The 15,517-nt window shown below is 63.8% G+C and carries 13 protein-coding genes; 7 read left to right on the top strand and 6 right to left on the bottom strand.

Translation table 11 applies throughout. The features are described from left to right. Position 1 precedes the first annotated feature (1 nt). From ACVNHC_RS17470 to ACVNHC_RS17460, 3 genes are all read left to right on the top strand, one after another. Positions 2–775 (top strand): metal ABC transporter ATP-binding protein, encoded by a 774-nt coding sequence (locus ACVNHC_RS17470; RefSeq protein WP_457168351.1) that lies wholly within the window; start codon positions 2–4, stop codon positions 773–775. A gap of 438 nt (positions 776–1,213) precedes the next feature. Continuing rightward, entirely contained in the window at positions 1,214–2,446 is a 1,233-nt protein-coding gene (locus ACVNHC_RS17465) for a metal ABC transporter permease (protein ID WP_058898810.1), read from the top strand. Next, on the top strand, positions 2,436–3,368 hold the full coding sequence (locus ACVNHC_RS17460; protein ID WP_244284621.1) for a metal ABC transporter permease: 933 nt from the start codon (positions 2,436–2,438) through the stop codon (positions 3,366–3,368). The genes ACVNHC_RS17465 and ACVNHC_RS17460 overlap by 11 nt, the downstream gene beginning before the upstream one ends. 9 nt (positions 3,369–3,377) lie before the next feature. On the opposite strand, the gene ACVNHC_RS17455 is transcribed toward ACVNHC_RS17460, so the two are convergent. From ACVNHC_RS17455 to ACVNHC_RS17445, 3 genes are all read right to left on the bottom strand, one after another. Next, complete coding sequence (locus tag ACVNHC_RS17455; RefSeq protein ID WP_123195119.1) at positions 3,378–4,454, bottom strand: quaternary amine ABC transporter ATP-binding protein; 1,077 nt, start codon at positions 4,452–4,454, stop codon at positions 3,378–3,380. After that, on the bottom strand, positions 4,447–5,331 hold the full coding sequence (locus ACVNHC_RS17450) for an ABC transporter permease (RefSeq protein WP_050472515.1): 885 nt from the start codon (positions 5,329–5,331) through the stop codon (positions 4,447–4,449). Before ACVNHC_RS17450 ends, ACVNHC_RS17455 begins: the two co-directional genes overlap by 8 nt. Positions 5,332–5,474: 143 nt before the next feature. Continuing rightward, positions 5,475–6,470, bottom strand: coding sequence for a glycine betaine ABC transporter substrate-binding protein (locus tag ACVNHC_RS17445; protein WP_457168347.1), 996 nt, complete (start codon positions 6,468–6,470; stop codon positions 5,475–5,477). A gap of 609 nt (positions 6,471–7,079) precedes the next feature. On the opposite strand from ACVNHC_RS17445, the gene ACVNHC_RS17440 reads away from it, so the two are divergent. Together ACVNHC_RS17440 and ACVNHC_RS17435 are read left to right on the top strand one after the other, a co-directional pair. Then, a complete protein-coding gene (locus tag ACVNHC_RS17440; RefSeq protein ID WP_457168345.1) occupies positions 7,080–9,188 on the top strand; it encodes a putative bifunctional diguanylate cyclase/phosphodiesterase in 2,109 nt (702 codons plus the stop codon). A 91-nt stretch (positions 9,189–9,279) separates the two neighbouring features. Next, positions 9,280–10,224 (top strand): 2-hydroxyacid dehydrogenase, encoded by a 945-nt coding sequence (locus ACVNHC_RS17435; protein WP_457168343.1) that lies wholly within the window; start codon positions 9,280–9,282, stop codon positions 10,222–10,224. Here the strand turns inward: ACVNHC_RS17435 and gph are convergent, their stop codons facing one another. From gph to ACVNHC_RS17420, 3 genes are all read right to left on the bottom strand, one after another. Next, positions 10,225–10,884, bottom strand: coding sequence for a phosphoglycolate phosphatase (gph, locus tag ACVNHC_RS17430; protein ID WP_050472518.1), 660 nt, complete (start codon positions 10,882–10,884; stop codon positions 10,225–10,227). Beyond that, entirely contained in the window at positions 10,881–11,567 is a 687-nt protein-coding gene (rpe, locus tag ACVNHC_RS17425) for a ribulose-phosphate 3-epimerase (RefSeq protein ID WP_186391799.1), read from the bottom strand. The genes gph and rpe overlap by 4 nt, the downstream gene beginning before the upstream one ends. Positions 11,568–11,722: 155 nt before the next feature. Beyond that, positions 11,723–12,487 carry a DeoR/GlpR family DNA-binding transcription regulator gene (locus tag ACVNHC_RS17420; RefSeq protein ID WP_050472520.1) on the bottom strand — a complete coding sequence of 255 codons (765 nt, stop codon included), beginning with the start codon at positions 12,485–12,487 and terminating at the stop codon, positions 11,723–11,725. A 315-nt stretch (positions 12,488–12,802) separates the two neighbouring features. Here ACVNHC_RS17420 and glpD point away from each other — a divergent pair, with 315 nt between their 5' ends. Both glpD and ACVNHC_RS17410 read left to right on the top strand, forming a co-directional pair. Then, the gene (gene glpD, locus ACVNHC_RS17415; RefSeq protein WP_457168340.1) at positions 12,803–14,404 is read left to right on the top strand and encodes a glycerol-3-phosphate dehydrogenase; all 1,602 of its coding nucleotides are present in this window, start codon (positions 12,803–12,805) and stop codon (positions 14,402–14,404) included. Between the two features lie 23 nt (positions 14,405–14,427). Beyond that, positions 14,428–15,516 (top strand): ABC transporter ATP-binding protein, encoded by a 1,089-nt coding sequence (locus ACVNHC_RS17410; protein WP_457168338.1) that lies wholly within the window; start codon positions 14,428–14,430, stop codon positions 15,514–15,516. The last annotated feature ends 1 nt before the right edge of the window (position 15,517 follow it).

Genomic DNA, 15,517 nt, shown 5'->3' with positions numbered 1-15,517 from the left:
TGTGGCGATCCGGGATCTCTCGGTCTCCTATGGCGGCAAGCCTGCCCTTCTGGGCATTGCGGCGGATGTCGGGGCCGCGTCCATGACGGCCATCATCGGCCCCAACGGGGCGGGCAAGTCGACCTTGCTCAAGGCGGCGCTGGGCATCGTGCCACGCTTGTCCGGCACGGTGGACATGTTCGGTCAGCCCTTTGCGAGGGTCCGCCAGCGTGTCGCCTATGTTCCGCAGCGGGCGTCCGTCGACTGGGACTTTCCGGCCCGTGCCGAAGATGTGGTGATGATGGGGCTCTCGCGGGAACTGGGTCTTCTCGGCCGCATCCGCCAGCATCACCGGGAGTTCGTCATGCACTGCCTCGAACGGGTGGGCATGGCCGGCTTTGCGGACCGGCAGATCGGCCAGCTCTCCGGCGGCCAGCAGCAGCGCGTGTTTCTGGCCCGGGCGCTGGCGCAGAAGGCGGATCTCTATCTGCTGGATGAGCCCTTTGCCGGCGTTGATGCCGCGACGGAGCGGGCGATCATCGGGGTGCTGAAGGCGCTCCGGGACGAGGGCCGGACGGTGGTCTGCGTGCATCACGACCTCTCCACCGTCCCGGCCTATTTCTCCCACGTGCTCGTCATCAACATGCGCCTCATCGCGCAAGGCCCGGTGGACGAAGCCTTCACCCCCGCCATCCTCCAGCGCGCCTACGGCGGGCGCCTCGACACCGCATCCCTTGCCCCCGCCGGTCCCTCCACTGCGCTGGAGCTGGACCTTGCACTGGAAACGGGGAGGTGAGGGTGGCCACCTGCTCCAGTCTTTCAGCATATGGCGCAACCTCTCAGCTCCGCTCCCCTTGGTGGTTGCCGGATTTGCAGATCTTGTTTGAAGCCGGTGAAGGCTTGGGAAAGGTCTGTGATCTGGTCATCCTGGCACGGCCTTTCAGCCCCCCTCCCCCTCGTGGGGAGGGGTTAGGGGTGGGGGGGGAAACCTCCCCGTCTGGCATGGTGTCCATTGGTTTGGGCCGGGCGTTCCTCCCGATTTCGCTTCAGAAAAATATCCGTCCTTCAGATGATTGCAGGCTCAGAGCCCCCCACCCCTCACCCCTCCCCACGAGGGGGAGGGGGGCGGAGAGGCCCCGCTGTTGTGACTCTGTCAGTCTTCGCAATGTCTTCTGGCCGGCGGAACGGCTATGTGTCCGGGGGGACGGTATAGCCGAGCCATTGGAGCCCGGCCATGACTGAGGTCCTGTCTGCCTTCCTCTCTGCGCTGATGATGCAGGCGGGATATAACGCCGCTTTGGTGGCGGTTGGTGCGAGCCTGCTGGGGGCGGCAGCGGGGAGTACGGGGACGTTCCTGTTCCTGCGCAAGCGCTCGCTGATCAGCGATGCCAGCGCCCATGCGACGCTGCCGGGCATTGCGCTGGCTTTCATGGTGATGGTGTCGCTGGGCGGCGATGGCCGTTCCCTGCCGGGGCTGCTGCTGGGCTCGGCCCTGTCTGCCGGGCTGGGGCTGCTGGCGGTGACCCTGCTCACCCGTTACACCCGGCTGGCCGAGGACACGGCAATTGGCGCTGTGCTGTCGGTGTTCTTCGGCTTCGGCATCGTGCTGCTGACGGTCATCCAGGTGATGGGCACCGGACGGCAGGCGGGGCTGGAAGGCTTTCTGCTTGGCTCCACGGCGGGCATGCTGTTCAGCGATGCGGTGCTGATTGCCTGCGGCGGGGCTATCTGCGTGCTGGTGATGCTGATTTTCCGCAGGCCCATGCTGCATGTCTGCTTTGATCCGGGGCATGCGGAAACCATCGGCATCCGCACCGGCCTTGCCGACGGCGTGATGCTGGGGTTGATGCTGGCCGTCACCGTCACCGGGCTGAAGCTGGTCGGGCTGGTACTTATCGTCGCGCTGCTGATCATTCCCGCCGCGACCGCCCGGTTCTGGAGCGAACGTGCCACCGTCATCCTTGCGCTTGCGGCCCTGTTCGGCGCGCTGGCCGGATATGTTGGCTCGGCGCTGTCGGCGGCGGCGCCCAATGTGCCTGCCGGGCCGGTGATCGTGCTGACGGCCGCGGTCTTCTTCACGGCTTCCCTGCTTGCCGCGCCGCGCCGGGGACTGGTGGCGGCCGTTCTGGCGCGGGCGCGGCAGCGCCGCCGCCTGCTGCTGCGGCAAGGGGTTCTGACGCTGGCACAGCAGGGCGTCATCCATGATCCGCGTCTTCTGCAGGCGCTGTCCCGCGCAGGTCTTCTGGCGGCTGACCGCAACCTCAATGACGAGGGCCGGGCGCTGGCGCAGATGCTGGCTCAGGACGAAGCGCGCTGGGCCGCGTTGCAGGCAGGTGGTGCCAGTGAGGATGTCATGTCGCGCTATGACGGTGTGCGTCTGATCAGCAGTCTTTTGTCCGCAGGCGAACTCGCGCAGCTGGACAGGCACGCCGCCGCCTCATCCGGGGAGCTGCGCCATGGGGTCTGAGATGTTCGGTGCGGAGTTCGTGCAATTCAGCCTGACGCCGCTGCTCATAGGCACGCTGGCCGCGTTGGCCTGTGCCCTGCCGGGCAATTTCCTCATCCTGCGGCGCGAAGCGATGATCGGCGATGCCATTTCGCATGTGGTGCTGCCGGGCATCGTCGTTGCCTTTCTGATCACCGGCCATATCTCTACCTGGCCGATGATGCTGGGGGCGGGCAGCGCGGCGCTTGTGGCCGTGGTGCTGATCGAGCTGCTGCGCCGCTATGCCAGGATGGAACCGGGCGCGGCGATGGGCGTGGTCTTCACCACGCTTTTTGCCGCCGGTGTGCTGCTGCTGGAGCAGAGCAACACCAGCACGGTGCATCTGGATGTGGAGCACGCGCTCTATGGCAATCTGGAAAGCCTGATCTGGCTGGATGCGGACGGCTGGGGCTCGCTCACCGATCCGCAGGCTTTGGCCGGGCTGCCGCCGGAACTCCCGCGCATGGCGGGTGTCACGGTGGCTGTGTTCCTGCTGATGGGGCTGTTCTGGCGGCCACTGGTGCTGATGACCTTCGACGAAGGCTATGCCGCCGCGCGCGGGCTGCCGGTGACGCTGCTCAGCCTCGGGTTGGTCACGCTTTCGGCCGTGGCGGCTGTTGCGGCCTTTGATGCGGTGGGCTCGATCATCGTCATTGCCATGTTCATCTGCCCACCCGCGACGGCACGGCTGATGACGAACCGGCTCGCAACCCAGGTGGGACTGAGCCTTGTGATCGCGGCGCTGGCTGCCATCACCGGCTATGTTCTGGCCGGCTATGGCCCGCTGTGGCTGGGGGCTGCCAATTCGGTCAGCGCGGCCGGGATGATCGCCACGGTCAGCGGTCTTTTTCTTGCGGTGGCCGCCGTGTCGGGCCGCCACCGCAAGGGGCTTGCGCAGGGGTGAATGCGTGCCTCAGCCCGGCGACACCATGGCCGCGATCATGTCATGCAGCTGGATGGTACCGAGTTTCCGGCCATCGGCGCGCGTCACGATGGCGGCCGTCTCGCTCGTCTGTGAGAACAGTCTTGCGGCATCTTCCAGCAGGCTGCCGCTGGGGATCGTCAGCTCCGTTTCGGCCAGTTCGCCCTTGCGCATGATGGTGTTGACCTTCAGCACCCGGCCGCGGTTCACCTCGCGCACGAAATCGGCGATGTAGCTGTCCGCCGGGCGCAGCACGATCTCCTGGCCCGTGCCATCCTGCACGATCTCGCCATCACGCAGGATGGCGATGCGGTCGCCAAGGCGCAGGGCCTCGTCCAGATCGTGGGTGATGAAGACGATGGTCTTCTTCAGCTCCTGCTGCAGGTCCAGAAGCACCTTCTGCATGTCCATGCGGATCAGCGGGTCGAGAGCCGAGTAGGCTTCATCCATCAGCAGGATGCCCGCGTCATTGGCCAGCGCCCGCGCAAGGCCGACACGCTGCTGCATGCCGCCGGAAAGCTGGTTGGGATAGTAATCCTCATAGCCTTCCAGCCCGACGCGGGTCAGCCAGCGGGCGGCGCGCTCCTTGGCCTCGCGTTCGGGAATGCCTTGAATTTCGAGGCCATAGATGGTGTTGCGCAGCACGGTCCGGTGCGGCAGCAGGGCGAATTTCTGGAACACCATCGCCGTCTTGTGGCGGCGGAAATCGCGCAGCTGCTGGGCAGACATGGAGCACACATCCTGCCCCTCGAACAGCACCTCGCCTGCCGTCGGCTCGATCAGCCGGTTGATGTGGCGGATGAGGGTGGATTTGCCCGAGCCGGACAGGCCCATCACCACCTGAATGCGCCCGGCTGGCATGGTGAGGTTGATGTCCTTGAGGCCCAGAATGTGGCTGTGCTTGTCGTTCAGCTCCGTCTTGGAGATGCCCTCGCGCACGAGATCCATGACGCCGGCCGGATTGGGGCCGAAGACCTTGTAGAGGCCGCGCAGCTCGATGCCGGCAACGCTTGCCTCTTCGTCCGGATCGTCTGCGGGAGCGGGGGCGTTGGTCAGATGATCAGCCATGGGCGGCCTCCGAATGTTTCTGCATGCGCTTGCCATAGGCCTGGGTGGACCGGTCGAAGATGATGGCGATGGCGACAATGGCGAGGCCGTTGAGAATGCCCATTGTGAAGAACTGGTTGTTGATCGCCTGAAGCACCGGCTGGCCAAGGCCGCGCACGCCGATCATGGAGGCGACGACAACCATGGACAGGGACATCATGATGCACTGGTTGATGCCGGCCATGATGGTGGGCAGCGCCAGCGGCAGCTGCACGTCTTTCAGCTTCTGCCAGGAGGAGGAGCCGAAGGCATCGGCCGCTTCCAGCACATCGGCGCTGACCAGGCGGATGCCGAGATTGGTGAGGCGGATCATCGGGGGAATGGCATAGATGACCACGGCAATGACGCCCGGCACCTTGCCGAGGCCGAAGATCATCACCACCGGGATCAGGTAGACGAAGACCGGCATGGTCTGCATCAGGTCGAGCACCGGATTGATAGCGCCCTGAAGCCTGTCGGACCGGGCCATGGCGATGCCGATGGGAATGCCGAGCACGACCGCTGTGAGGGTACACACTGCCACCATCGCAATGGTGCGCATGGTGTCATCCCACATGCCGAGCACGCCGATCAGCACAAGTGCCACGAGACTGCCTGCCGTGATGCGCCAGCTGCGGCTGATGAGGAAGACAATGGCGAGAATGCCGGCCAGAACCAGCGGCCAGGGGGAGTTGAGCAGCAGGTTCTCGATACCGTTCAGCAGCAGGCGCAGCGGTTCGAAGGCCCGGGACAGCGCGTCGCCATAGGCGCGGGTAAACTCAAGAAACCCCGCATCGATCGTCTGCCGCATGGCACGCAACGTGCCGCGGCTGAGCGAGGGAAAGTCGAAAAGATCCATTGAAGTGTCCTTGTTGCGCCTGCCCGCTGCTTTGCGTGGAGGCGGGCGCCTGAGGATGAAAAGCGCAAGCCGGAAGGGGGCGGGCCGGCCGCGCTCCGCAGGCTGTGCTGCCAAGCGCGTCCGGCCGCCTGTCAATCACCGGCTCAGAGGGCGGATTTCACCTTTTGCGCCACTTCCGGGGAGACCCAGGCCTCCCAGACTTCCGGCTTGTTCTCGAGGAACCAGAAGGCGCCATCCTCATTGGAGGCCTGATTGTCCGTCATCCACGCCAGCACTTCGCCAGCGGTTGCGTTGTCCCAGGAGCGGCCCTTGACGTAATCCATGGCAACGCCCGCCTTCTCCGCGAATTCCTTGGTCACGACGGTGTAGACCGGCGACTTGTCCCAGTCGTTGGGCTTGGGGTCGAGGCAGCCGGAGACGGCGGTGCAGCGCTCCCATTCGGCCGCATCATGCTCGACGCCCAGGTCAAGCCGGGTCATCTCGTATTTGCCAAGGATGGGCGTCGGCGCCCAGTAGTAGCCGAGCCAGCCTTCATTGCGGGAAAAGGCGCGGGAGATGGAGCCATCGAGCCCGGCCGCCGAGCCGGTGTCGACCAGTTCAAAGCCTTTGCTTTCCACATCGAAGGCTGCAAACAGATTGGTGGTCAGGGTCTGGCAGGCCCAGCCCGAGGGACAGTTGAAGAAGGCGCCCTTGCTGCGGTCTTCCGCACCGGGGAACAGCTCCGGCTTTGCCAGCGCGTCGGCCAGCGTCTTCAGGCCATGTTCTTCAGCGAGAAAGGTGGGGACCCAGAAGCCCTCCACGCCGCCTTCCGACAGGACCTCGCTGCCGATGATCAGCTTGTCTTCTGCAACGGCCTTGTCGAGCGGATCCTGGATGGTGTTCACCCACAACTCGGGAGCCATGTCCGGCTCGGCCTTCTCGGTCATGGAGGTGAAGGTCGGCACCGTGTCGCCAATCACCAGTTCCACCTCGCAGCCGAAGCCCTCCTCGAGAATGATCTTGTCGATATGGGCAATGGCACCCGCTGAGGGCCAGTTCATTTCGGCCAGCGTCACCCGCCCGCATTCCTCGGCAGCCGAAGCGCCGGACATGCCAAGGCCAATCAGGGCGGCGCCCGTCAGCAGAAGTGTCTTTGTCATTGTCAGTCTCCTGTTGGTCGTCATCCGCTGGCGAGGCCTACGGAGCGAAAGCCAGCACGATCCAGGATCACGTGGTGGCAAAATGTAATGCCGGACGGAGGGAGCCCCCCCCCCTGCGATCGAAAGTCGCCGGCATTTTGAAATATCTACCCTGCATTCAGGGTGATCGCGCTAAACATAGTCTGCTGGATATTTATGTCAAGGTTTTGACATATTTTAAAATATGCCAGTTCTGAGGGTGATTGCCAGATTTGTATTCGGTGTACTTTTTCTCATTTATATTTTTGATTAGAAAAGGAATTTTTTGCCTTTTTATTTTCACTATATACTATTCGAGGTCGAACTGTTTGGGTTCTGAAGTTTTTATTTCTTTGTAGTGGTGTTATTTTTAGGGTTTCTGAAATTTTATTCCGTCCTGGATGTTTTATCCCGCCCATGCACCGCTTGCCTTGCCTTTTCAGGGCGGCAAGCGGCTGGTGTGCTGTGCGATCTGCTTCAATATCCGGTTGTCCGGATCAAGGAATTGGTGACGTTAAATGCGGAATTCCCGCCGCGTTAGGAGACTTTACGCGGCTGCTACGTATTTTCCCCTGTGAAGGGGTGCAATGCATGCTGAACGTCTTGTCCTGTATCGCGGTCGAACATGACCTGCGTTACGTCGCGCTTGCCGCAAGCGTCTGTGTCTTCGGGTCTTTCCTGTCGATGCGCATCTATACGCGCATGCGCAGGAGCGATGGCTCGCGCCAATGGCTTTGGCTGTTCCTGGGTGCGCTCGTTGCGACCAGCACGATCTGGACCACCCATTTTGCGGCCATGCTGGGCTATCTCGTCCCGTTCGACCGTTCATTTGCACCCGGCTTGACCGCCGCCAGCTTTGCGATCCTGTTTCTCTGCACCTGCTTTGCCTTCGGCGTGTCCTTGCGCTCACCCGCGGGGCTGACGATCGAACTGGGCGGAGTGCTCTTTGGATTTGGCATCGCGATCATGCATTACACAGGCATGGCCGCATTTCTGGTGCCGGGCATCATCACCTGGACGCCGTCCTACGTGCTGGCATCCGTGCTGCTCGGTGCCTTGTTCGGAGGGCTTGCCTTCAACCGTGCATCCAGGCCGGTCACGCGGTTCTGCCGCTTCGGGTCGATGGTGGCGATGATCCTGGCGATTGTCTCCATGCATTTCACCGGTATGGAGGCGATGACAATCACGCCGCTGGCAGGCATCGATATTCCGCCTCAGGCGATGCCGGACGAGTATATGCTGGCTGCGGTGACCGGCATCACCACCGTCCTGCTGGTGACCGTCGGGTCGTCCTACACCATCGACCGCTTCTCCTTGCAGGAGGCAACGGAGCGCTATCAGCAGCTGACCCTGTTTGATGCTCTCACCGGTCTGCCGAACAAGGCCTGGGCGGAAGGCAAGCTCGCCGAGCTTCTGGGCAGCGCCATCCGGAGCAACGACAGGGTGGCGGTCTACACCATTGATCTGGAAGAATTCGCCATGATCAACGCCGCCCATGGTGATGTCACCGGAGATGCGGTGCTGCGGGAAGTGGGCTTGCATCTCAACGATGCCCTGATGGCTGATGAATATACCGCCCGTCTGCCGGGGGCGCAGTTCATGCTGATCAAGACGCGGGTCTTTGGCCGTCATGAAACCAGCGCCGCTGCAGCCCGGCTGCAGAAGCTGGTGGCCGGACCACACATGACACCGGCAGGCACGCTCACCCTGCGCAGTGCTGTCGGCTATGCCGTTTTTCCGGACGACGGGCTGGATGCCTCAACCCTGATCACAAGGGCGAGCCTTGCCGCGCAGGATGCCCGGCGTGGCGGCAGCGGGGAGGTCCGCCGCTATCAGGCCGGTCTTGATGACGATGTGCGCCATCAGGCCCGGCTGGCCATTGATCTGCGGAGCGCCGTTTCGGGCAACCAGCTGGAGCTTTACTACCAGCCCCAGAACTGCACCAGCACCCGGTCCCTCGTCGGCTTCGAGGCGCTGGTGCGCTGGCACCATCCCACCCTTGGCATGGTGTCTCCGGGTGAATTCATTCCGGTTGCCGAGCGCACCGGGCTGATTGCGGAAATCGGCGAATATGTCCTGCGCCGTGCCTGTGCCGATGCGGCCGCCTGGCCGGGGGGCTACAAGGTTGCGGTCAATGTCGCGGCCTATCAGCTGACGCGTATCGATCTGCCGGCCCTGGTGGATGAAGTGCTGAAGGAGACGGGGCTTGCGCCGGAGCGTCTCGAAATCGAGCTGACCGAAAGCGGTCTGATCGCCGATCACGCCCGGGCGCTGGCGACCATCACCCGGCTCAAGACGCTGGGTGTTTCCATCGCCATGGATGACTTCGGCACGGGCTATTCCTCGCTGGCGCTGCTGCAGCATTTCCCCTTCGACAAGATCAAGATCGACCGCAGCTTCATCACCGATGTGGCCAACCGGCCCCGGGCTGCCGCCATCGTGCGTGCCGCCCTGCTGATTGCTGAAAGCATGAATATCCCGGTGCTGGCCGAAGGCGTGGAGAGCGAGGAGGAGTTTGCCTATCTGCGGGAGGCGGGATGCCCCGCCGTGCAGGGCTTCCTTTTCGGGCGGCCCATGCCGCTGTCTTCGGTGCAGACGCTCATGCTGCGCGAGCAGTTGCGTGCGGCGTCTCCGGGCGGGGCTGCCGGTGACACTGATGGCGCGGCGCAAGCGCCGGACACCGGGCGGCTGGCGAGCTGATTTTTGCGGCCGGCGGGCACTTTCCACTTTGCGGCAGCATTGTGGCAAGGCATGATCCGGCGCAAATCTGAAAGCGCAAGGTGCCACCGTCATGAAACCCGTCGTTCCCTTCATTGCCCGGATGTCTGCCGAGGAACGTGCGGAGTGGATGGCGCAGTTTGAAAGGCTGATGCCGCAGATCGATGTGCGGCCGCTGGCCACCATGGACGCCGCAGAGCGCCTGTCGGCACGCGTGGCCATTGTCGCCAATCCGGATCCGGCGCATCTGCATGAGCTGCCGGGCCTTGTCTGGGTGCAGAGCCTGTGGGCCGGGGTGGAGCGGCTGCTGGGCGAGCTGATCGATACGGACTTTGCCATCGTCCGCATGACCGATCCGCAGCTGGCGGAAACCATGGCCGAGGCGGTGCTGGCCTTCTCGCTGTATCTCCACCGGGACATTCCGCTCTATCTGGCGCAGCAGCGCGAGAAAATCTGGGCCGAAGCCCTGCCGCGCCTTGCCGCTGACCGGCACATCGGCATTCTCGGGCTGGGGAACCTCGGCAAGGCTGCGGCGCGGCGTCTGCTGGCCAATGGTTTTCCGGTCAGCGGCTGGAGCCGCACGCCTGCCGAAGTGGAGGGGGTTGAGTGTTTCAGCGGCGAGGAGGGCCTGGAGCGGGTGTTGTCGCGCTCGGATATCGCCGTGGTGCTGCTGCCGCTGACGCCGGACACGCGCGGCCTGCTCAACACCGCCCGGCTTGCCATGCTGCCGCGCGGCGCTGGGCTCATCAATTTTGGCCGGGGACCGATTGTGGACCAGCCTGCGCTGCTGGCAGCCCTTGACGAGGGGCAGGTGTCCCATGCGGTGCTGGATGTCTTTGCGCAGGAGCCGCTGCCGGCGGACAATCCCTGCTGGAGCCATCCGTCGATCACCGTGCTGCCGCACATCAGCGCCCCGACAACACCGGCGACGGCCGCACGGATCGTGGCGGCCAATCTGTCGGCCTATTTCGAGCGGGGAGAAATCCCGCCGGCGGTGGACCGCCAGCGGGGCTACTGATCAGCCGTTCAGCAGAGCTTCCAGGTCTGCGAAGTCGCTGAAGGCGGCTTCATGCGGCAGGGCCGTCACCGGGCTCTTGCGGTAGCCTTCGGTAAAGAGGAAGAAGCGCGCCTTGGCCGCCACGGCGGTTTCCGCATCCACTTCGCTGTCGCCCACATAGGCAAAGCCCGGATCTTCCGGCGAAAGGGCCAGCACCTTGGCCGCATAGGCGAGCGGGGCCGGATCCGGCTTGCGGGTGTTCAGGGTGTCACCCGTCACCACCACGTCGAAGAAGTCGCTCCAGCCGAGGGCCGCGACCAGATTGTGCGTTGGTGCACCGGGCTTGTTGGTGCAAAGCCCCAGACGGATGCCGCGCGCCTTCAGCGCGTGAAGGGCCGCTTCCACGCCGGGGAAAGGCGGGTTGGCGCTGCCGGGAGCCTGCGCATAAAGCTCTTCAAAGCGCTCCACCCGCGCCGCCAGCAGGCTTGCATCGCCGCTGATGCCTCGGGCGGCCAGCGCCCGTTCGATGAAGCGCGCTGCGCCGTTGCCGATGTAGCTGCGCGTCTCGGTAACGGAGAGGGGGGCGAGATCCAGTTCGGCCATCAGCGCATTGCCGATGTCCGTGACGGCCTGCACACTGTCGACCAGCGTGCCGTCCAGATCGAAGATGACCGCCTTCATGCCTTGGCTGCCGCGTTGCCCGCACTGCGGATGGCCTCGATCTGTGCTGCATAATGGGCGGCTGTCTCCGGCGTGCCGCCCTTGAACACGGCGGAACCGGCCACCAGCACGTTGGCGCCGGCCGCCGTCACCAGCGGAGCGGTCTCCGGGGTGACGCCGCCATCCACCTCGATGTCAATCGGGCGGCTGCCGATCATCGCTTTGATCCGGGCGATCTTGTCCACCACGGCAGGAATGAATTTCTGCCCGCCAAAGCCAGGGTTGACGCTCATGACCAGCACCAGATCCAGCCGGTCGAGCACATATTCGATGACGCTTTCGGGCGTTGCCGGGTTCAGCGATACGCCGGCCTTCTTGCCCAGATTGCGGATGGCCTGCAGTGAGCGGTCGAGATGGGGCCCGGCTTCTGCATGCACGGTGATGATATCGGAGCCTGCCTTGGCGAAGGCTTCCAGATAGGCATCGCAAGGGGCGATCATCAGGTGGGTGTCGAACACCTTGGTGGTATGCGGGCGCATGGCGGCAATGATGTCCGGGCCAAAGGTGATGTTGGGCACGAAATGGCCATCCATCACGTCCAGGTGGATCCAGTCGGCACCGGCGCCGTCGATGGCGCGGATCTCGTCACGCAGGCGCGAGAAATCGCTGGCCAGCATGGACGGTGCAATCAGGGTGTGGCTCATGGTGTCACTCCACAAGGATGGCCGGCACTTCTGCCGGCCTGTTCCGGGGCTGATGCCCTTTGGCGAAAGGATTGCCGCACCGCGGCATAAGCGAGGAGGTAGCCTCAGCAGCGGCGCCTGTCACCCTCTTTCTTGCGAAAAGCCGTAGCGGCGGTTTATCCGCCGCAGATCACCGTCTTCGTGCCCCATTCCCGGCAGCGTGTGCTGAGGGCAGGAGAGAGCGGCCGGTCGGTAAAAAAGGTATCGATCTCGCTCAGCGAGGCAATGCGCACCGGGGCGCCGCGCAGGAATTTGGAGTGATCGCTGACCAGAAATGTCTTGCGCGCCTGCTGGATGATGGTCTGGCTGACGCCGACTTCCTGAATGTCGAAGTCCAGCAGGTCGCCGTCCTCGTCCAGTGCCGAGCAGCCGATGACGGCAAAGTCGAAGCGGAACTGTTCGATGGTGCGCATGGTCAGGGTGCCGACCAGACCGCCATCGGTGCGCCGCAGGGCCCCGCCCGCCACAATGACCTGACAGTCCGGGTTGGCGGCCAGGATATTGGCGACATTCATGTTGTTGGTCACCGCCATGAGATTGCGGTGGTGCAGCAGGGCGCGGGCGACGGCTTCCGTGCTGGTGCCGATGTTGAGAAACACGGACGCGTTTTCCGGAATGGCTTTCGCGCAGGCCTCTGCAATGGCGGCCTTCGCCTCACGGTTCAGGCTGCGCCGGTCCTCATAGCCGATGTTGGAGACGCCGGAGGGCAGGATCGCGCCGCCATGCACCCGCTCCAGCCGGCCGCTGTCGGCGAGATCGGCCAGATCCCGGCGGATGGTCTGCACGGTCACGCCGAAATGGGCGGCAAGCCCTTCGACGGTGACTTTCCCCTGCTGGCGGGCGAGTTCGAGAATCTCGGGCTGGCGGAAGCTCTGGGACACGGCATATTCCTTTTTGGATGCGCAATATGTTCGGTTTGGTTCCCTTTTTCAAGTTTCAGACGCGGGGGCGAATGCTTGCCGGAGATGTACGGGGCTTTCTGCGGTGCGGGAGCGGGTGTGCAATGCACAAGAAATTCATGCTGTTCTGCAGCATGGCTCTTCCGCGGGGCGTTTCGGCTGACCGGCGCCGGTCAAGTGTTTGCCGCAACGTGAGAAAACAAAAACGAACAGAAACGAAAATCAGCGATTGACGAAAGCCCACGTCTTGTGGTTCGTTTGTTTTCACAAATGTCCGGTTTCAGGAGGCCCGTGCCCGTGACGTCGCAGCAAGACCAGGTGGTCGATCTCTTTATCATCGGCGGCGGCATCAATGGCTGCGGCATCGCCCGTGATGCGGCGGGACGCGGTCTGTCCGTGGCGCTGGCCGAGATGAACGACCTGGCATCTGCCACCTCTTCGGCCTCCACCAAGCTGTTCCATGGCGGGTTGCGCTATCTCGAATATTTCGAGGTCCGGCTGGTGCGCGAGGCGCTGATCGAGCGGGAAACGCTGCTGGAGGCAATGCCGCACATCAGCTGGCCGATGCGTTTCGTGCTGCCCTATCACAAGGACATGCGCTTTGAGGGCGAAACGCCGACCTCGAAGCTGCTGAACATGGTGATGCCCTGGATGAAGGGCCGCCGCCCGGCATGGCTGATCCGCTTCGGCCTGTTCCTTTACGACAATCTGGGCGGCCGCAAGATCCTGCCCGGCACCACGACGGTCGATCTGAAATCCGGCCCCGAGGGCGAGCCGCTTCAGGACCGCTTTGCCAAGGCCTATGAATATTCCGACTGCTGGATCGAGGACTCGCGCCTTGTGGTGCTGAATGCCCGGGACGCTGAGGCGCGCGGCGCCGAGGTGATGGTGCGCACCCGTGTGGTCTCCGCCGAGCGCGTGGATGGCCTGTGGTCGATCGTGCTGGAGGACTGCGGCACCGGCGCCCGCACCAGCCGCAAGGCGAAGATGCTGATCAATGCGGGTGGCCCCTGGGTCGGGGACGTGATCCGCAACACCGTTCGCTCCAATTCGCAGGAAAGCGTGCGCCTCGTGCGCGGCAGCCACATCGTCACGAAGAAGCTCTTCGACCACGGCAAGTGCTACTTCTTCCAGGGCGAAGATGGCCGCATCATTTTCGCCATTCCCTACGAGACGGATTTCACGCTGATCGGCACCACGGATGCCGACCATCCGGAGCCGGGCGTCAAGCCGGTCTGTACGGAGAAGGAGCGCGACTATCTGCTGAAATTCGCTTCCGGCTATTTCAAGCGCCCGGTGACGGTTGATGATATCGTCTGGAGCTATTCCGGTGTGCGCCCGCTCTACAATGACGGCGCCAAGTCGGCGACGGCGGCGACCCGCGATTACGTGCTGAAGGTGGAAGAGACTGGCGGTGCGCCGCTGCTCAATGTCTTCGGCGGCAAGATCACCACCTACCGCAAGCTCGCCGAGCATGCGCTGGAAAAGATCGTGCCCTATTTCCCCGGCACGGCCGGGGCCTGGACAGCCCGTGTGCCGCTTCCGGGCGGTGACTTTCCGGTGCTGGGCGTTGCGAAGCTGATTGCGGACCTGCGCGCCGCGTATCCGTTCCTCGACGAGCGCTGGGCCACGCGCCTGGTGAAGGCATATGGCACCGAGGCGGCAGGTATTCTGGCTGGAGCGGCAAAGGTGGAGGACCTTGGCCGTCACTTCGGGTGGAACCTGACCGAGCGGGAAGTCAACTGGCTGATTGAAAAGGAATATGCGCGCACCGCCGAGGACGTGGTGTGGCGCCGGTCGAAACTGGGCCTGCGTCTGAGTACTGCCGAGGTGGCGGCACTGGATGCGTGGATGAAGAGTACCTGCGCGCTGCGGCTTGGGGAGGCTGCAGCTCAGTAGGAGGAATTGGGAGGAGGGAATACATGACCCTGGTCCTGGAGAATGTCTCCAAGGTCGTGGGTGGGCAGACGCACATCCACACAACGAACCTTACCTTGCGTGAGGGCAGCATGAACGTCCTGCTTGGACCGACTTCGGCTGGCAAGACGTCACTCATGCGCCTGATGGCCGGCCTTGATCAGCCGTCTTCGGGCAAGATCCTCTGGAACGGCACGGACGTGACCGGTGTGCGGGTGCAGGATCGCGCCATCGCCATGGTCTATCAGCAGTTCATCAACTATCCGGCAATGACCGTCTATGACAACATTGCCAGTCCGCTGCGGCTGATGGGCAAGCCCGCTGCGGACATCGACAGGGCGGTGCGTCAGACCGCCGAGATGATGAAGCTCACCCCGATGCTGCAGCGCAAGCCGCTCGAGCTCTCGGGCGGCCAGCAGCAGCGCTGTGCGCTGGCACGTGCGCTTGTGAAGAATGCAGGTCTGGTGCTGCTCGATGAGCCGCTCGCCAACCTCGACTACAAGCTGCGTGAGGAACTGCGCGTCGAAATCCCGAAGATCTTCGAGGCCTCGGGTTCGATTTTCGTCTATGCGACGACGGAGCCGGAAGAGGCACTGCTGCTCGGCGGCAACACGGCGACGCTCTGGCAGGGCCGTGTGACCCAGTTCGGCCCGACGCCGGAGGTCTACCGGCGCCCGGTTGACGCCACGACGGCGCGCGTTTTCTCCGATCCTCCGATGAACTTCCTTCAGATCGCCAAGGCCGGTGCCCGGCTGATGTTCGGCGACGGGCAGTCGATCCCGGCCGCCGGCAAGCTGTCGGATTTGGGCGACGGCCGCTATATCGCGGGCTTCCGCCCCAATCATCTGGAACTGCACCGGCACAGCGCCGATGCCATGGAATTCACGGCGCATCTGATGGTCACGGAGATCACCGGGTCGGAGACTTTCGTGCATCTGGAACACCATGGCGAGCGCTGGGTGGGGCTTGTGCATGGCGTGCATGACCTGGCCCTGGGAACGGCGCTCAAGGTCTATCTCGATCCTTCCCATGTCTATGTCTTCGGACAGGACGGTTCGCTGGTGGCTCCGGCCGCCTATGCGCTGGCGGCGTGAG

The organism is Pannonibacter sp. Q-1 (assembly GCF_054073275.1).
This window is presented reverse-complemented; position numbering and strand designations above follow the sequence as displayed.